14 protein-coding genes and 1 rRNA gene are annotated in these 17,582 nt (G+C 73.8%); 4 read left to right on the plus strand and 11 right to left on the minus strand.

What is annotated here, in order from left to right:
- Both ACIA8O_RS27055 and ACIA8O_RS27060 read right to left on the minus strand, forming a co-directional pair.
- Positions 1-93, minus strand: a 16S ribosomal RNA gene (locus ACIA8O_RS27055); the annotation flags it as partial.
- A gap of 529 nt (positions 94-622) precedes the next feature.
- The gene (locus ACIA8O_RS27060) at positions 623-1,627 is read right to left on the minus strand and encodes a stage II sporulation protein M (RefSeq protein WP_396296588.1); all 1,005 of its coding nucleotides are present in this window, start codon (positions 1,625-1,627) and stop codon (positions 623-625) included.
- 148 nt (positions 1,628-1,775) lie between these two features.
- Here ACIA8O_RS27060 and ACIA8O_RS27065 point away from each other — a divergent pair, with 148 nt between their 5' ends.
- Positions 1,776-2,744, plus strand: coding sequence for an RDD family protein (locus tag ACIA8O_RS27065; RefSeq protein ID WP_396296589.1), 969 nt, complete (start codon positions 1,776-1,778; stop codon positions 2,742-2,744).
- On the opposite strand, the gene ACIA8O_RS27070 is transcribed toward ACIA8O_RS27065, so the two are convergent.
- Complete coding sequence (locus tag ACIA8O_RS27070) at positions 2,741-3,373, minus strand: hypothetical protein (protein ID WP_396296590.1); 633 nt, start codon at positions 3,371-3,373, stop codon at positions 2,741-2,743. The genes ACIA8O_RS27065 and ACIA8O_RS27070 overlap by 4 nt on opposite strands.
- A gap of 111 nt (positions 3,374-3,484) precedes the next feature.
- Between ACIA8O_RS27070 and ACIA8O_RS27075 the strand changes: the two genes are divergently transcribed.
- Entirely contained in the window at positions 3,485-4,051 is a 567-nt protein-coding gene (locus ACIA8O_RS27075) for a SigE family RNA polymerase sigma factor (protein ID WP_396296591.1), read from the plus strand.
- The gene (locus ACIA8O_RS27080) at positions 4,051-5,058 is read left to right on the plus strand and encodes a hypothetical protein (RefSeq protein WP_396296592.1); all 1,008 of its coding nucleotides are present in this window, start codon (positions 4,051-4,053) and stop codon (positions 5,056-5,058) included. The genes ACIA8O_RS27075 and ACIA8O_RS27080 overlap by 1 nt, the downstream gene beginning before the upstream one ends.
- Before the next feature lie 88 nt (positions 5,059-5,146).
- Here the strand turns inward: ACIA8O_RS27080 and ahcY are convergent, their stop codons facing one another.
- From ahcY to ACIA8O_RS27110, 6 genes are all read right to left on the minus strand, one after another.
- Positions 5,147-6,580 (minus strand): adenosylhomocysteinase, encoded by a 1,434-nt coding sequence (gene ahcY, locus ACIA8O_RS27085; RefSeq protein WP_396296593.1) that lies wholly within the window; start codon positions 6,578-6,580, stop codon positions 5,147-5,149.
- A gap of 272 nt (positions 6,581-6,852) precedes the next feature.
- Positions 6,853-7,818 carry a cation diffusion facilitator family transporter gene (locus ACIA8O_RS27090; RefSeq protein WP_396296594.1) on the minus strand — a complete coding sequence of 322 codons (966 nt, stop codon included), beginning with the start codon at positions 7,816-7,818 and terminating at the stop codon, positions 6,853-6,855.
- Positions 7,819-7,947: 129 nt separating this feature from the next.
- The gene (locus tag ACIA8O_RS27095; RefSeq protein ID WP_396296595.1) at positions 7,948-9,165 is read right to left on the minus strand and encodes an SIS domain-containing protein; all 1,218 of its coding nucleotides are present in this window, start codon (positions 9,163-9,165) and stop codon (positions 7,948-7,950) included.
- Between the two features lie 125 nt (positions 9,166-9,290).
- A complete protein-coding gene (locus ACIA8O_RS27100; protein ID WP_396296596.1) occupies positions 9,291-9,476 on the minus strand; it encodes a Trm112 family protein in 186 nt (61 codons plus the stop codon).
- A 96-nt stretch (positions 9,477-9,572) separates the two neighbouring features.
- Complete coding sequence (locus ACIA8O_RS27105; RefSeq protein WP_396296597.1) at positions 9,573-10,955, minus strand: phosphomannomutase/phosphoglucomutase; 1,383 nt, start codon at positions 10,953-10,955, stop codon at positions 9,573-9,575.
- A 102-nt stretch (positions 10,956-11,057) separates the two neighbouring features.
- Positions 11,058-11,498 carry a DUF3499 domain-containing protein gene (locus ACIA8O_RS27110; protein ID WP_396296598.1) on the minus strand — a complete coding sequence of 147 codons (441 nt, stop codon included), beginning with the start codon at positions 11,496-11,498 and terminating at the stop codon, positions 11,058-11,060.
- 56 nt (positions 11,499-11,554) lie between these two features.
- Here ACIA8O_RS27110 and ACIA8O_RS27115 point away from each other — a divergent pair, with 56 nt between their 5' ends.
- The gene (locus tag ACIA8O_RS27115) at positions 11,555-12,004 is read left to right on the plus strand and encodes a metallopeptidase family protein (protein WP_396296599.1); all 450 of its coding nucleotides are present in this window, start codon (positions 11,555-11,557) and stop codon (positions 12,002-12,004) included.
- Positions 12,005-12,079: 75 nt separating this feature from the next.
- Here ACIA8O_RS27115 and ACIA8O_RS27120 read toward each other — a convergent pair whose 3' ends face one another.
- On the minus strand, positions 12,080-13,777 hold the full coding sequence (locus ACIA8O_RS27120) for a DUF5719 family protein (RefSeq protein ID WP_396296600.1): 1,698 nt from the start codon (positions 13,775-13,777) through the stop codon (positions 12,080-12,082).
- Positions 13,778-13,786: 9 nt separating this feature from the next.
- The gene (locus tag ACIA8O_RS27125) at positions 13,787-17,548 is read right to left on the minus strand and encodes a glycosyltransferase (protein WP_396296601.1); all 3,762 of its coding nucleotides are present in this window, start codon (positions 17,546-17,548) and stop codon (positions 13,787-13,789) included.
- Positions 17,549-17,582 lie beyond the last annotated feature (34 nt).

Here is a 17,582-nt window from a genome sequence, read left to right on the forward strand (position 1 = left end):
ACTGATCCACCCCGAAGGGCTTCACCGTTCGACTTGCATGTGTTAAGCACGCCGCCAGCGTTCGTCCTGAGCCAGGATCAAACTCTCCGTGAATGTCTGCACGTAATCGTGCAAGCACCCGCGTTGAGCGGCACAGCAACCACCGGAATAAGGCGGCCCTGCGCACTGCGTCCTCGCTAGTGTTTACTTCATAAAGGAATCTCCAACCTCACCGAAACGGTGAGGCCGGGGATGTCAACATATCTGGCGTTGACTTTTGGCACGCTGTTGAGTTCTCAAGGAACGGTGGCTTCCTTCGGACTGCCTTCCGGCAGGCCCTCCGGGCGCTTCGTTCTTTCGTGTTTCCCAGCCTATCAGAACATTTTCGACCGTTTTACCGGCTTCATTCGTTCTGAATTCCCACTGGGAGGGATTCGCCCACCCGAACGGGCACCTTTCGGTGCTCACCGCGTCGGTCTGGCGTTGTTGTAGACATTAACGTCTGACCGCGACCGTTGTCCAGTCGCTCTCAACCGTTCAAACCTACTCGCGTACTCCAACCGAGTCAACGGTTTTTGTGCGCTGATCATGAGACTACCAGGTCAGGACCGGTACTCCTGACCACCGGCGGGCGCCGCGCCGGTCAGGCGGCAACCGGGTGACGGTCCTCGCGGTCGGCGGCTTCGAGGTCGCCGGCCTCGCCGGTGGCGGCTGCGCGGCGGCCGAGGACGAGGGCGTAGAGGAGGAAGAGGACCTCGGCCACTGCGCCGATGGTGATGCGGGCCCAGGTGGGGAGGGGGGACGGGGTGATGAAGGCTTCGAGCAGGCCGCTGATGAACAGGACGACGGTGAGGCCGATGGCCATGCCGATGACGGCGCGGCCCTCCTCGGCGAGGGCGGTGAGGCGGGGGCGGGGGCCGGGGTCGATGACGGTCCAGCCGAGGCGCAGGCCCAGGCCGGCGGCGACGAAGACGGCGGTGAGTTCGAGGAGGCCGTGCGGGAGGAGGAGGCCTAGGAAGAAATCGAGGCGGCCGGCCGAGGACATCAGGCCGAGGGCGATGCCCAGGTTCATCACGTTGCTGATCAGGACGTAGAGGACCGGGAGGCCGAGCAGGACGCCGAAGATCAGGCACTGGGCGGCGATCCAGGCGTTGTTGGTCCACACCCGGGCGGCGAAGGAGGTGGCCGGGTGGTCGGAGTAGTAGGTCTCGTACTGGCCGCCCTCCTTGGTCATCTCGTGCAGGCCCTCGGGGGGGATGATCGAGTCGCGGACCTCGGGGTGGGTGGAGACCCACCAGGCGATCAGGGCGGAGAGCAGGATCGAGAGGACCGCGATCGGTATCCACCAGCGGCGGGAGCGGTAGAGGGCGGCCGGGAAGCTGACCGCGAAGTAGCGGCCGGCGTCGCGCCAGGAGGAGGAGCGGCGGCCGGTGACCGCGCTGCGGGCCCGGGCGACCAGGGTGGTGAGGCGGCCGACCAGGGTGGGGTCGGGGGCCGTGGACTGGACCTGGGCCAGGTGGCTGGTGGCGCGCTGGTAGAGGGTGACGAGTTCGTCGGCCTCTTCGCCGGTGAGGCGGCGGCGCTTGCTCAGGGCCTCCAGCCGGTGCCACTCCGCCTGGTGGGCGGCGACGAAGACGTCCAGGTCCATGGGGAGGCTCTCCTGCTGGGCGGCGGGTGGTGAGGCGGGTCGGGGCTCAGCATGCCAGAGGGGTGGGCCGCCCTTCCTGCGGGTTCTGGCGGCCCGTATGTTGGCGGACTGTTGGCGGTGTGGAAGTCGGAGCGGGCGGGGGACGGCAGTGAGCGAACTGGTCACGGGCGAGGCGGTGGTGCTCGGGCTGCGGTCCGCCAAGCTGCCGAGCCGGATGCTGGCGATCGGGCTGGACCTGCTCGCCCAGTTCCTGCTGATGATCGCGCTGCTCTTCGCCTCGGCCCTGCTGGTCAGCGAGGTGGACGACGCGGCCGGTGCCGCGATCGGGCTCGGGCTCATGGTGTTCTGCCTGGTGATCCTGCCGGTGCTGGTGGAGACGCTGTCCGGGGGGCGGTCGCTGGGGAAGCTGGCGCTCGGGCTGCGGGTGGTGCGGACGGACGGCGGGCCGGTGCGGTTCCGGCACTCGCTGGTGCGCGGGCTGGTCGGGTTCGTCGAGCTGCCGATGCTGATGGGGGTGCCCGCGCTGATCTGCTCGATGGTCTCGCCGGAGGGGCGGCGGCTCGGGGACGTGTTCGCGGGGACGCTGGTGGTCCGGGAGCGGGTGCCGGGTGCGGGCAGGGGGCGGGACGCGCTGCCGCCGGTGCCGCCGGAGCTGCTGGCGGGGATCGGCAGCGGGCTGGTCTCGCTCGACCTGTCGGCGGTACCGGATCCGCTCTGGCTGGCGGTCCGTCAGTACCTGAGCCGGATCGGTCAGTTGGACCCGGCGGTGGGCTTCGGGATGGCGCAGCGGCTGGCCGGGGACCTGGTGGCGTACACCGGGCAGGCGGTGCCGCAGGGGGTGCATCCGGCGCAGTACCTGGGGGCGGTGCTGGTGGAGCGTCAGCGCCGGGACTGGGAGCGGTCGGTGGCCGCCCAGCGGTACGCGGCGGAGGCGCAGCAGGCGCAGTACGGGCAGCCGGTATCGGGCGGGGAGCAGGTGCGGCAGCCCTTGGAGCGGGCGCGGCGGTACGAGGCTCCCGTCGCTCCTCCCCCGGCCGCCCCGGCGGCCCCGGCGCCGGTCGCACCGCAGTCCCAGCCGGCTCCGCCGGTCGACGGCGGGTTCGCGCCGCCGGCTTAGGGGTTGTACTCGGCGGGCCACTGGTTGGGCGGGGACTCCAGTTCCTCGAGTTCGATGCCGGGGGCGTCCAGGACGACGTCGCCGGCCAGGTGGACGATCTGCTGTTCGCCGGTCTCCAGGTCGGCCACCTGGTAGCGCTCGACCCGGAGGGGGCCGGTGTCGGTGGGGTGGGTGTCGACGGCTTCGAGGAGCCAGCCCTGGTCGAAGGTGCGGGGGGCCAGCACCGGGTCGGTGAAGGAGACCAGGCGCAGGCGCGACGAGGCGCCGGGCTCCAGGCGGAGCAGGCGGGCGGTGGCGACCAGGAAGGCCGGGGAGGAACCGGAGAAGGTGTGCGCCCGGTCGTGGCCCTCGGTGGTGTCGGTGCCGGAGCCGTCGGCTGCGGTGCGGACCCAGCTGACGCCGTCGAGCGCGCCGCCGCGGACCTGCCAGCCGCCGGAGCGGAGTTCGAGGCGGAGCGGGCGGTTGCGGGAGTCGAGGGTGAGGTCGGCGGTGCGGAGCACGGCGCCGTCGGGGGCGTAGGTCTTGCAGACGTAGCGCCAGCCGGCCGGGCCGGGGGCGCAGCTGAAGCGTTCCTCGCCGAGCGGGGTGCCGTCGTGCGGGTCGGTGAGTGAGTAACGGCCGTTCGGCATGGGTGAAGCCTAGGGGGTGTACGGGGGCTGCAACCTTTCCGGGGTCCCACCGCATCAGGAGGGCGGCGGGTGCGGCGATGCGCGCCCGGGTGCGGGGACGGAGGGGGACCTGTGGCGACCGAGGAGTCGCGGGACGTGGAGTTCACCGCCTACGTGGCGGCCAGGGGCGGGTGGTTACGGAAGGTGGCCTACCTGCTCTGCGCGGACTGGCACCGGGCGGACGACCTGGTGCAGGAGAGCATCACCAAGCTCTACCTGAACTGGGGGCGGGCCAGCGGGGCGGAGAACCCGGACGGGTACGCCCGGCGGGTGCTGGTGAACACCTTCCTGGCGGAGCAGCGCACCTGGTGGTGGCGGCGGACCTTCCGGGGCGGGGTGACGGGGCTGGAGCCGGAGCAGGCCGAGGGTGACCTGGCGGGCTCGCTGGACCTGCGGCGGGCGTTGGCGGGGCTGCCGGCCCGGCAGCGGGCCGCGGTGGTGCTGCGCTACTACTGCGACCTGAGCGTGGAGCAGACCGCGGACGCCCTCGGGTGCTCGGTCGGGAACGTGAAGAGCCAGAGCTCCCGGGGGCTGGCGCTGCTGCGGCGCTCGCTGGCTCCGGGACCGGCACCGGAGGGGCCCGTGCCGGAGGAGCGGACGGCGGAGGAGCGGTCGGTCGTGACGGGGAGGGGTGCGTGATGGAGCGGGATCTCGTGCTGTCCGAGGCCGAGTTGGTGCTGGGCCTGAACGCCCTGGCGAACGGGGAGGCGCCGCCGTGCGCGGTGGACCCGCACGCGGCGCGGCGGGCGGCCGTGCGGCAGCTGCGCCGGCGCCGGGTGGTGGGGGCCGCGCTGCTGGTGACGGTGCTGGCGGCAGGGGCACTGGCCCTGCCCGGGCGGGGCGGCAGTGTGCCCGAGGCGGTGACGGTCACGCCCGCGCGGGGGCTGGCGGCCCTGACGGTGGAGGCGGACTTCGGCTGGCTGCCGGGGACGGCGAACACGGTCACCTACGAGTGGCGGGCGCCGGGGACCGGCGTGACGGCCGTGAGTGACGAGCACGGCTCGCCGGGCCGGTACTCGTACGGGCTGACCGTGCAGGCGGCCGGGGTGACGCCGTCGCCCTCGGCGTCCGGCGGGCCCCGGCAGCGAGTGGACGCCCCGGCCGTCAACGGTGCCGAGGCCTACTGGGACGCGGCCTCCGGGTCGGACGCGGAGCGGGCCGACACGATCCTCAACTGGCGTGCGGCGGACGGGCGTTGGCTCAGCCTGACCAGCTCGGGGCTGACCGGTGCGGACCGGGAGCGGGTGCCGCTGCGGATCGCCGCCGCGGTGGAGGTCGGCCGGAAGGACGTCCCGCTGCCGCTGCGGCTGACCGGGCCGACGGCGAGCGGGCTGCGGGCGGTGCGGTTCACCGGCCACCGGCCCGTCGGGCAGGACGGGTGGGAGCTGTTGGTGTGGCACGACCTCGGGTCCCGCGGGACCGTGACGGAGCAGCTGCGCCCCGACGGGCCGGACCGCCTGGGCGTCGAGTTCCTCCCGGACCGGACCGCACCGCGCAAGTGCCGGACGGAGCGGGGGGTGGAGCTCTGCGTGTCCACCTCGCCGGATGCCGAGCTGCGCGCGGCGGGCGGGATCGACGGCTGGCTGGCGCAGGTGCGGGTGCTCGGTGCCGACCCGGCCGGGTGGAGCGCCGGGGTGCTGGACTGATCGGTGGCCGGAAACGGCCGTGCGGCCGGTGCCACGGGGGCACCGGCCGCACGTTCCGTGCTACGGAGTCACTGCCGCTGACGCGGGGTCAGTAGCGGTACTGCTCCGGCTTGTACGGGCCCTCGACCGGGACGCCGATGTAGTCGGCCTGCTCGGAGGTGAGGGTGGTGAGCTTGACGCCGAGGGCGTCGAGGTGGAGGCGGGCGACCTTCTCGTCCAGGTGCTTGGGGAGGACGTAGACGCCGACCGGGTACTGCGAGGTCTTGGTGAAGAGCTCGATCTGCGCGATGGTCTGGTTCGCGAAGGAGTTCGACATCACGAAGGACGGGTGGCCGGTCGCGTTGCCGAGGTTCAGCAGGCGGCCCTCGGACAGCATGATGATGGTGTGGCCGTCCGCGAACTTCCACTCGTGGACCTGCGGCTTGATCTCGGTCTTCACGATGCCGGGCAGCTTGGCCAGGCCCGCGATGTCGATCTCGTTGTCGAAGTGGCCGATGTTGCCGACGATCGCCTGGTGCTTCATCTGCTCCATGTGCTTGGCAAGGATGATGTCCTTGTTGCCCGTGGTGGTGATGAAGATGTCGGCGATGCCGACCACGTCCTCCAGGGTGGTGACCTGGTAGCCGTCCATGGCGGCCTGCAGGGCGCAGATCGGGTCGATCTCGGTGACGATGACGCGGGCGCCCTGGCCGCGGAGGGACTCGGCGCAGCCCTTGCCGACGTCGCCGTAGCCCGCGACGACCGCGACCTTGCCGCCGATCAGGACGTCGGTGGCGCGGTTGATGCCGTCGATCAGGGAGTGGCGGCAGCCGTACTTGTTGTCGAACTTCGACTTGGTGACGGCGTCGTTGACGTTGATGGCCGGGAACAGCAGCTTGCCGTCGCGGTGCATCTCGTACAGGCGGTGCACGCCGGTGGTGGTCTCCTCGGTGACGCCCTTGATGGTGGCGGCCATCTCGGTCCACTTGGAGGGGGTGTCCCGGAGGGTGCGGTTGAGCACCTCGAGGATCAGGCGGTACTCCTCGTTGTCCGCGGTGGACGGGTCCGGGGCCTCGCCGGCCTTCTCGAACTCGACGCCCTTGTGGATCAGGAGGGTGGCGTCACCGCCGTCGTCCAGGATCATGTTCGGGGTCTGGCCGTCCGGCCAGGTGAGCGCCTGCTCGGTGCACCACCAGTACTCCTCCAGGGTCTCGCCCTTCCAGGCGAAGACCGGGACGCCCTGCGGGTCCTCGGGGGTGCCGTTCGGGCCGACCGCGATGGCGGCGGCCGCGTGGTCCTGGGTGGAGAAGATGTTGCAGGAGCACCAGCGGACCTCGGCGCCGAGGGCGGTGAGGGTCTCGATCAGCACGGCGGTCTGCACGGTCATGTGCAGCGAGCCGGTGATGCGGGCGCCGGCCAGCGGCTGCGACGCGGCGTACTCCTTGCGGATCGACATCAGGCCGGGCATCTCGTGCTCGGCGAGCTGGATCTCCTTGCGGCCGAAGGGGGCCAGGGAGAGGTCGGCGACCTTGAAGTCGGACATGTCTGCTGCTCCTCGCAGGGTGCGGGATCGGGTCGTTTACGGGTGTGCTGAGCGGCGGGGCGCCCGACGGGATGCGGGGCTCCGCTGCTGCGGCACAATCCGTCGGAGGACCTCTCTCCCTCGACCGGACCGCCCGGCGTGCCGGGGATGCCGATCGACCGCCATCAGCAGCGACGATTTGGCTCTGCTGACGAATCTACACCGGTGGCGTGATCGCACGGGATTCGTACGAGCGGATTCGGCCGTTCCTCGACCGGTTCCCTGACGGCGCGTCAGTGGGACGGGCCGCCCGGGGTGGCCTCGCGGTCGGGGCCGGCGGCCTCCTTCTCGGCGGAGTAGATGTCCGGCTCCAGGTAGATGACCCGGGCGATCGGGACGGCCTTGCGGACCCGGGCCTCGGCCAGGTCGATGGCCCGGGCGACCTGGACGGCGCTGTCCTCGGCGTTGACGCCGATCTTGGCGGCGACCAGCAGCTCCTCGGGGCCGAGGTGCAGGGTGCGCATGTGGATGATGCGGGTGACCGAGTCGTGGTCGACCAGGGCGGCGCGGATCTTGGCGACCTCGGTCTTGTCGGCGGACTCGCCGATCAGCAGCGAGCGGGTCTCCAGGGCGAGCACCACCGCGATGGCGATCAGCAGCACGCCGATGGAGAGGGTGCCGATGCCGTCCCAGACGCCGTCACCGGTGATCACGGCCAGCCCGACGCCGAACAGCGCGAGGATCAGGCCGATCAGCGCGCCGAAGTCCTCCAGCAGGACCACCGGCAGCTCGGGGGCCTTGGCCCGGCGGACGTACTCGACCCAGCCGAGCGAGCCCTTGGACTTCCTGCCCTCGCTGATCGCGGTGTAGAAGGACCAGCTCTCCGCGATGATCGCGAAGACCAGCACGCCGACCGCCCAGTACCAGCCGTCCAGCTCGTGCGGGTGGCGGATCTTCTCCACGCCCTCGTAGACGGCGAACAGGCCACCGACCGAGAACAGCACGATGGAGACCACGAAGGCGTAGATGTACCGCTCGCGCCCGTAGCCGAAGGGGTGGGCCTCGTCCGCCTCGCGGGCCGCCCGCTTGCTGCCGACCAGCAGGAGCACCTGGTTGCCGGAGTCGGCGACGGAGTGCACGCCCTCGGCGAGCATCGAGGAGGAGCCGGTGAAGGCGAAGGCGGTGAACTTGCTCACCGCGATCGCCAGGTTCGCGGACAGCGCCGCTACCAGGGCCTTGGTACCGCCTTCGGTGCTCATGCTGGGATGGGGTCCCTCCGGACTGGGCCGGTACCCGTGCACCGGCCGACGCTCAGCTCTGTCGACCGCACACAGTATCCCGATCCGGCAAAGGAGCTGAGGTGTGGTCAGCAGGCGGGCGTGCCGCCGTCAGTCCTGCCCGGCGGCGAGGCCGAGGTAGACGGCGGCGAAGTCGGTGAGCGCGGTCAGTTCGGCGAGGGCGTGCAGCGGATCGGCCTCCACCGAGCGGAACTCGGTGAAGCGGACGCCGTGCGCCTCGGCCAGGCGGTGGGCGCGGCGGACCGGGTGGCTGGGCTCGGCGAAGCCGTTCTCCTCCTCCTCGGCCGGATCGGCGGCGCGGCCCGGGGTCTGACGGAGCAGCAGCACCTGGAGCAGCAGCGGGTCCGGCTCCTCGACCCGGTCGCGGAAGAAGTCGTCCGGGTCGGCGCCGGAGCCGAACTGGCCGACGAACATGCCCCGGTGGGCGGTGAGCACCTGCGGCAGCGCACCGGGCAGCGCCGGGCGCCCGGCGCGGTCGGCCAGCATGGCGGCGAAGCGGCCGGCCACCGCGGCGGCCACCGGGCCGTCGGTCCACAGCAGCGGGACGGTGCCGGAGAGCTGGGCGGCCAGGTCCTTGGCCGGGTTGACGTAGGCCGCGGCGTCCGGGCGGCAGCGGACGGCCACCTCGTCCAGGCGGTCGGCGACGGCCTGGAGGGAGCCGGCCGGGAGCTGGGTGACGCCGAGCTTCTCGGTGAGGGCCAGCAGCGGGACCAGCATGGCCCAGAGCGCACCCGGGTCGAGGGCGGGCAGGTCGGGCTCCTCGGCCTGGTGGTCGTCCTCGACGGTGGTCGGCACGTACGACAGCGGCAGGCCGCGGACCTGGCGGGCGGCCTCGGTCAACGGGCTCTCCGGCGGGGCGATCACCACCACCGTGCAGCCGCGCGCGTACGCCTGCTCGGCCAGGCCGACCAGGCCCTCCTCGCGGCCGTCGGCGGAGGCGATCACCAGCAGGTCGAGCGGGCCGACCCAGCCGGGCAGCTGCCAGCGCAGGCCGGCGGTGAACGGCGGGGCGGCCACCGTCCGGTCGCGCGGGACGGGCTCGGCGTCGACCGGCGGCAGCGGGAGCACCTGGGTCGACTCGACCGCCAGCGCGGCCAGCGCGGGGCCGACGGCGAGCGCGCTGCCGTAACCGGCCACCAGCAGGGAGCGCGGACGGCCGTCGGGGCGCAACGCCTGGACCCCGGCCTCGTCGGCCAGCCGGAGGGCGGTGCGGATCCTGGCTCCGGCACCCGCCAGCGCGAGCAGCGCGTGGTCGCGGTCGGCGCGCTGGAGGGCGGCCGGGTCGTCGAGCAGGACGTCGTCGATCATGCGGCTGGCCTCCGGCCTCGCGCTGGACGGACGGTGGGGTCGGTCGGGGAGGTGCGGGGTGCGCCCCGGGTACGGGGCGCGGGGTGCCCGGGTGGGGCCGGGCGGGCCTGACGCGGCGTCAGCCGTCAGGAGGGGCGGCGGGCCTCGTCCACCAGGAGCACCGGGATGCCGTCGCGGACCGGGTAGGCCAGGCCGCAGGTCTCACCGGTGCAGCGCAGCTCGTGCGCCTCGCCCTGGGTCTCCTCGTCGAGCGCCGAGTGGCACTCCGGGCAGACCAGGATCTCCAGCAGGAAGGACGGCAGGTTGCTCATGGGGTGTCAGGCTCCTGGGTGCGGTGGGGTACGGCGCCGGTACAGCGGTGCCCCGGCCGGTGGCAACCTTACCGGCCGGGGCTGGGGCTGGTGGTGTCAGGCGCGGACGATGCCCAGCACGGTGTCGCGGATCTCCTCCATGGTGGCCTGGTCCTTGGCCTCGACGTTCAGGCGCAGCAGGGGTTCGGTGTTGGAGGCGCGCAGGTTGAACCACCAGGTGGGGCCGGTGACGGTGACGCCGTCGAGGGTGTCGACGGTGGTGTCGTCGCCGTTGTAGTGGGCCAGGACGGCCTGGGTGCGCTCGTCCTGGTCGGCGACGGTGGAGTTGATCTCGCCGGAGGCGGCGTAGCGGTCGTAGGCGGCGGTCAGCTGGGACAGCGGGCGGTCCTGGCCGCCGAGGGCGGCCAGCACGTGCAGGGCGGCGAGCATGCCGGTGTCGGCGCGCCAGAAGTCGCGGAAGTAGTAGTGCGCGGAGTGCTCGCCGCCGAAGACGGCGTCGGTGTTGGCCATCTCCTGCTTGATGAAGGAGTGCCCCACCCGGGTGCGCACCGGGGTGGCGCCCAGCTCGCGCACCACCTCCGGGACGGTCAGCGAGGTGATCAGGTTGTGGATGATCGTGGGGTTGTCCTCGCCGGCCGCGCGGGCGCGGGCGATCTCGCGGGCGGCGACCAGCGCGGTGATCGCGGAGGGGGAGACCGGCTCGCCCCTCTCGTCGATGACGAAGCAGCGGTCCGCGTCGCCGTCGAAGGCCAGGCCGATGTCCGCGCCGACCTCGACCACCTTGGCCTGCAGGTCCACCAGGTTCGCCGGGTCCAGCGGGTTCGCCTCGTGGTTGGGGAAGGTACCGTCCAGCTCGAAGTACAGGTCCACCACCTCCAGCGGCAGACCCTCGAACACGGTCGGCACCGTGTGGCCGCCCATGCCGTTGCCCGCGTCCACCACGACCTTCAGCGGCCGGATCGCCGACAGGTCCACCAGGCCCAGCAGGTGGTCGGCGTAGCCGCGCAGCGTCTCGCGCTGCGAGATCGAGCCGGTCTCCACGTCCAGCGCCGGCACGGTGATCGTGTCGTCGGCGGCGGTCCAGGACTCCACCAGCTCACGGATCTCGGACAGGCCGGTGTCCTGGCCCACCGGCGCCGCACCCGCACGGCACAGCTTGATCCCGTTGTACTGCGCGGGGTTGTGCGAGGCGGTGAACATCGCACCCGGCAGGTCCATCGACCCCGAGGCGTAGTACAGCTGGTCGGTGGAGCACAGCCCGATCTCCACCACGTCCGCGCCCGAGGCCGCCGCACCCTCGGCGAACGCCCGCGACAGCGACGGCGACGACGGACGCATGTCATGGCCCACCACGATCGCCGAGGCACCCACCACCCGCACGAACGCCGCACCCAACGCCCGCGACAGCACCTCGTCCCACTGGTCCGGCACCACACCCCGGACGTCGTACGCCTTCACCAGCTGCTTCAGGTCACGCACAACCGCTCCAGTTGTCGGGTACTCAGACCAGGGCAGCGTACCGGGAGGTGATGGACGGTTGGTGAACACAGCGTCCTACGTCAGCTCCGCCGACGTGCGGCGTCAGCTCTCCGGGGAGCGGAGCACCCTCAGGTGGCCGCGGCGGCCGGCCTCGGTGGACTCCGGGCCCCGGGGCCCGGGCTGACGGGGCGTCTGGGGGCGGGCGGCCTCGCGGACGGCGTTGGCGAGCGCTTCGAGGTCGTCGCTGGAGCGGCGGAGCGGGCCGGTGTCGGCGGCCAGCCTGACGACCTCCCAGCCGCGCGGGGCGGTGAGGCGCTCGGCGTGCTCGGCGCACAGGTCGTAGCAGTGCGGCTCGGCGTAGGTGGCGAGCGGTCCCAGCACGGCGGTGGAGTCCGCGTAGACGTACGTCAGCGTCGCGACGGCCGGACGGCCGCACGCGGTCCGCGAACAACGACGTACAGAGCTCACGAGGGTGGACGGTACCGCACTCCTGACCAGGCCGCGAAGACCCGCCCCCCACCGAGTGTCACGTGTCGCCGACATGGGCGCCGTCGGGGTGGTCCACTTCCGGGGCTCCAAGGACTACGCTCGACACTGATATGGACAGCTCCGCACCCCGATCACCGGCGGACCCGCCCCGCGTCCGGCGCCACCGCGACCGGCACGGCCGTGGCCTGCGCGGACCCCTGGCACCGCCCCAGGTGCCCATCTCGCTCACCCGCTCCGAGTTGTTCGACGACTACGTCCGCGAGTCGGTGGAACGGCTGGAACGGCGCTGGCCCCAGCTGGTGGACGTCGAGTTCGCCGTGCAGGAGGTGCCGACGCCCGGCGAGGAGGACGACGAGGACGGCGGCGTGCCGCTCGGGCGGCTGGTGCCGGCCGGGCAGGGCCGCAAGAGCCGGATCGTCATCTACCGGCGGCCGGTGGAGATCCGGGCCAAGAGCCGGGACGACCGGGCCGCGCTGGTGCACGAGATCCTGATCGAACAGGTCGCCGACCTGCTCGGCCTGTCGCCGGACGCGATCGACCCGCGGTACGACGAGGAGTGACGGGGACGCCCCCGGCCGGTGGTCCGGCCGGGGGCGTCGTCGTGCGCGCCCGTGGGTGCGCCACCTGTCGGTCCGTCAGTGCAGCAGGACCGCCGGATTCGGCTGGGACTGCGGGATCCTGACGGTGCTGTGGTCGTCGCGGAAGGCCTGGACGGTGAAGCCCGGGACGTCCTTGACCGCCACCGTGAGCATCCGCGCGGCCGTCACCGGGCCGCCGGAGACGGTCTCCACGGTCAGGGCGAAGGCCCCGTTGAGCCCGGCCGGCTCGGGGGCCGGGAGAGCCACCGTGGCGCCGGGCGGGATCGAGACCTCCTTGGTGGCGGGGGTCCCGCCGCCGCTGCCCGCCGAGGCGGTGACCTTCACCTTGGCCTCCTGCTCGCCGGTGGAGGTCAGGTAGAGCGTGGTGGCGTTGCCGCCCCGGTTGTCGGCGATCGAGGCGCGCGGGCCGACCGGCACCGCGCCGGTGATCCAGGCCGCGTCCGCCTTGTTGTTCTGCGCGCGGTCCAGCCGCAGGGTGGCGACCACCGGGGTCGGGTGGGTCTCGTCGCTCGGGCTGAGCCGCAGCGCGCCGGGCTCGCCCCGGGTGACCTGGCCGAGGTCGACCGCGCTGACCATGCCGGCCTTGACGTGGATGGTCTCGAAGCCGGCCGGGGTGAACCAGCCGTTGCGGCCGGAGACCTGGATCTTCAGGTCCGCGTCCTCCTCGCCCGGGGCGGCGACCACCAGCCGGGCGGCCGAGGTGTCGGCCGCCAGGCCGGGCAGCACCTGGGTCGCGGCCGGGGCGGCGGAGGGCGGGATCCAGTCCGAGCCCTTGGTGCCGTCGGCGGCGTGCACGCCGGCGCCGATCCGGCCGCTGCGGGCCACCACGTGGACGGCCAGGTCCTTCTGGTCCTTCGTCAGGGAGGGCAGCCGGATCGCCTGCGAGGCGCCGGGGCCGAGCGCGATGCCCTCGGCCGCCGGGTTGTCGATCGGGCCCTTCTCGCCGAAGAGCTTGAGGTCGACCACCGCCGGGACCAGCGGGTCCGGGTTGACCAGGCTGACGTAGTCCACCCGGTCCCCCGCCGTGCTGGCGCCGGAGAACCAGAAGCTGGTGCCGGTCGGCGTGCAGTTGAAGCCGGACAGACCCCGGCCCTGCTCGTCGGTGACGGTGGTGGTCTGGGAGATCGTGAAGCCGGGGGCGTACCCGCCGGTGGCCACCGCCGTGGTGCCGGGGGCGGTGTCGGCGTTGGCGGCCGGGCCGGTGACCGGGACGCCGGGCTTGGCCAGCACCACCCGGGCGTCGGCGGGGGCCGCGTCGGCCGGGGCCGGGGCCGGGGAGGCACCCGGTGCCGGGGCGCCGGAGGCCGCGGCGGACGGGGCCGCCGCGGGGGCGGCTGACGGGACGTCGGCCGAGGTGCGCGGGAGCACGTCGGAGAGCGCGCCGTAGCCGCCCGTCCCGCCGTCCTGCGGGGAGAACAGCGTGAGCGCGGTCGAACCGGTCAGGCCGTGGAGCGGCTGCGGGCAGACCAGCGCCGTCCGCTCGACCTTGGCGCTGGTGGCGGCGGCCGGGGCGGAGGCCTCCGGGTCGGCGGGCGGACGCAGCTCGGCGACGCCGAAGACCACGCCGATCGCCACCGCGCCGGCCAGCAGCGAGACGCCGGTGCGGCTGGCGCCCGACGCCGTCGGGCCGGAGGGCCGCGGAGCGCCGGGGGCGGCCGGCTCGTCCGCCCCGGGGGCGGACCTGCCGAACTTGGGGGCCTTGAGGGTGGGGGCCTTGAGAGTGGGCTTCTTCATGACGGCGGGTCAGCTCCCCGATCCGGGCCGGTACTGCTGGCCGTAGGGGTCGTTGGGGTCGTAGTAGGGCTCCTGCTGCGGCTGCCCCGGCACCCAGGGCTGCTGCTCCGGCTGGTCGTAGCCCGGGAACTCGGGCTGCGGCTGCTGCTCGTAGCCCTGCTGGTAGGGGTCGTAGCCGTAGGACTGCTGCTGCTCGTAGCCGTAGGGCACGGCGGCGGGCTGCTGGACGGCGTACTGGTCCCAGCCGTACGGGTCGGCCTGCTGGTACGGGTCCTGGTACTGCTCCGCCGGGGCGGCGGGCCCGGGCTCGGCGGCGGCCTGCGCCGGGACGGCGGCGTAGACGCCGGTCTCCTCGGCGCCGGACTGCTCCTCGCCCTCGCCGCGCTCGGCCATCCGGCGGGCCCGGCGGCTGCCGGGGACGGGGGCCTGCGCCTGGGCGGCGGCGGCCAGCGCGGCGGCGGCCACCACCTCCTCGGGCAGGTCGTCGTCGTTGTGGTTGCGGCGGCCGGGCAGGGCGAGCACCAGGACGGTGACGCCGAGCAGCACCTGGGCCCAGATCCACCCGGTGTGCAGCAGGCTGCCGCCGCGGGAGACGTCCAGGGTGCCGCCGCCGGCCGGGAGCTTGAAGCCCTGCGCCCAGCCGTCCAGGGTGACCGGCTCCAGCTCGGTGCCGTCCAGGGTGGCCTTCCACTCCGGGGCGGCGTCCTCGGCCAGCCGCAGGGTGCGGCCGGCCTCCCCCGCCGGGAGCTTGCCGTGGATCTCGCGGACCCCGGCCGGGAACGGCTTGGCCGCGCCCTTGGCGTCCACCACCACGGCACGGGTGGCCGTGGCGCCGGTGACCTGCCAGAGGCCGATGCCGTCCTCCTCGCTGAGCTTGGTCAGGCCGGGGGTGGTGTCCAGCACGTCGCGGGCCTTGGCGGTGAGCGGGTCCTTGAGCTCGACGTAGCCGATGCCGCGGGCCGCCAGGGCCTTGGCCTGCTCGCCGCCGGAGCCGCCGAGCAGCTTTCCGACCAGGCCGTCCAGCGCGCCCTTCGGGTCGTCGCCGACGGCGACGGTGCCCTCGGCCTGACCGAGCGTCAGACCGGAGCCGCGGACCAGGGCGTAGCGGACGGTGTCGCCGTCGCCGGTGACCACCAGGGTGCGGGAGCGGTCGGTGGTGCCGGCCTCCTCCGCGATGAAGGCGGGCACCTGGGCGGCGTCGCCCCGGCGCAGCGGGCCGTCGGCGCCGGTGACGGCCCACCAGACGGCGGTGCCGAACGGGGCCAGCACGGCGGCGGCCAGCACCAGGGCGGCGACCGGCTGGCGCCAGCCGAAGGCGATGCCGGAGACACGGGCGTTGGCGCCGTCGGCGCCGATCGCGGCGGCGGCCAGCAGGGCCACGCCGGCCAGCAGGGTGGCCGGGCCGGCCCAGGCGGCGACCGGGAGGCCGCCGGAGGCCGGGGTGACGCTGGTGCCGGCCACCACCACGGTGAAGATCAGACCGGCCAGGGCGGCGCCCCAGGCGGCCAGCACGGCGCGGCGGCGGTCGGCGCGCAGCAGCGCGGCGAGCGCGGCGAGCACCACGCCGGCCGAGAGCCAGACCGGCGGCACCCCGGCGCCGCCGGGGTTGACCAGGGCCAGGCCGAGCGGGCTGGCCGCCGGGCCCTCCAGACCGGGCAGGCCGGCCTCCAGCAGCAGCCGGGACGGGTGCGCGAGCACCTCCAGCGACCATGGGGCGAGCACCAGCACGGGAGTGCCGAGGATCACCAGGACGCGCAGGCCGAGCAGCCGGACGGCCTCGCCGCCGGAGCCGTACGCGCCGCCGCGGAGCACCGCGTGGACCAGGGCGGCCAGGCAGAGCGGGACGGCGATGGCCCAGGTGAGCGGGACGAAGGCGGTGCAGACGGTGAGCATCAGCACCGTCATCCAGGTGGAGCGCCAGCCGGGGCGGGCGCCCTTGGCGGCGGTCTCGGCGCGGATGCCGAGGCCGGCGCTGATCGCGGCGGCGCGGGCCAGCGGCGGCAGCAGCACGGCGAGCACCGCGGTGCCGATCCGGCCCTGGGCCAGCGCGCCGGTGGCGGCGGGCAGCAGGGCGTACCCGGCGCTGGCCCAGGCGCGGACCAGCTTGGACTCGATCAGCGGGCGGGAGACCAGGTAGGCGCTGACCGCGGAGAGCGGGATGGCCAGCACCAGCAGCAGGGCGACCATCAGGTCGGCGTTGCCGAGCAGCAGCCAGGAGAGCACCGCGAGCACGCCCAGGTAGGGCGGGGCGGTGGCGGTGGAGCCGCCGCCGACCGGGTGCCAGGCGTCCGCGTACATCGACCAGAGGCCGGACGCCCCGTCAGCGGCGGGCAGCAGCGCGCCGCCCAGCAGGGAGCCGCTGCCGAAGAGGTTGCGGCAGGCGATCGCGGAGACCACCAGCAGGGCGGTGAAGAGCAGCGGGGCGGGGCGCCGGGCCAGCTTCTTGACCAGGGCGAACTGCTCGACCACCAGGTCGTCGGCGTCCTCGTCGCCCGGGCCGGACTCGGCCGAGCCGTGCCGGCCGGCGCCCGGGTCCTCGCCGCCGCCGATGCCGAGGGAGCCGATGGCGCCCTCGATCGCCAGGCGGGTGGTGGCGCCGGGGGCCGGGAAGAGCGTGCGGTCGTCCAGCGGGTCGCCGGACCTGGTCCTGGCCCGCCGCTTGCGGGCGAGCAGCAGGCGGGGCAGCCGGACCAGTTCGTGGCCGAGGCCGGCCAGCTCGTCGTAGGCCTGGCGGGGGTCCTTGCCGACCACGTTGACCAGCATCCGGAGCAGGGTGCCGAGCACCAGCCGGAGCAGCACGTACGGGAGCAGCAGGCCCTTGGAGTTGGCCAGCAGGGTGTAGACCGCGCCGGCCTTGTCGACCCGGTGCGGGTGGGCGGAGGCGCAGTCGATCTGGCGGCGCTCGCGGCTGGCCGCCTCGGCGTGCCGCAGCACCGCGTCGGGGGCGACCACCACCCGGTGGCCGGCCGCGTTGACCCGCCAGCAGAAGTCGGTGTCGTCCCGCATCAGCGGGAGGGCCTTGTCGAAGCCGCCGAGCTCCTCGAAGACGTCCCGGCGGACCAGCATGCCCGCGGTGGAGACGGCGAGCACCGGCCGGACCTGGTCGTGCTGGCCCTGGTCCTGCTCGCGGCGGTCCAGGCCGGTCCACCGGCGGCCGGAGCGGGCGATGGTGACGCCCACTTCGAGCAGCTGCCGGCGGTCGTACCAGCTGCGCAGCTTGGGGCCGACCACGGCGGCGGTCGGAGTGGAGTCGGCGACCTGGAGCAGCCGGCGCAGCGCGTCGGTCTGCGGCTCGCAGTCGTCGTGCAGCAGCCAGAGCCACTCGACCGGTTCGGTCTCCCGGGGGCCGCCGCGGCCGAGCTCGTCCTCGGCCCCGAGCGGGTCGCCGAAGTCGTCCCAGCCGCCGGTCACCGGGTCGTACCCGGAGGGGTCGAGGCTGTACGGGAGGTCCTCGGGGCGCAGCGGCGGGGAGTTGAAGACGGCCTGGCCGACGGCGTTGCCGAAGCCGGAGCGACGGCCGAGGACCAGCGGACCGCTCTCCGGCAGCCAGTCGCCCAGGGTGTCCCGGAGCAGCTGGGGAGAGGTGTCGGTGGAGCCGGTGTCGACGGCGAGGATGCGCTGGACCGGGCGGTCCTGGCCGAGCAGGCCGGCCAGGGCCTGCGGGAGCCACCGGGCACCGTCGTGGGAGACGATCACGGCGGTGACCAGGTGGCGCGGGTATGCGGGTGGCCGGGCAGCGGAGAAGCCGCTCTGGTGGCTGTAGACGGTCATCGAGTGCGTGAGCCCCAAGCTTCTCGGTGCGGCC

The sequence above is a fragment of the Kitasatospora sp. NPDC051853 genome (assembly GCF_044452665.1).
Lineage (GTDB): Bacteria > Actinomycetota > Actinomycetes > Streptomycetales > Streptomycetaceae > Kitasatospora.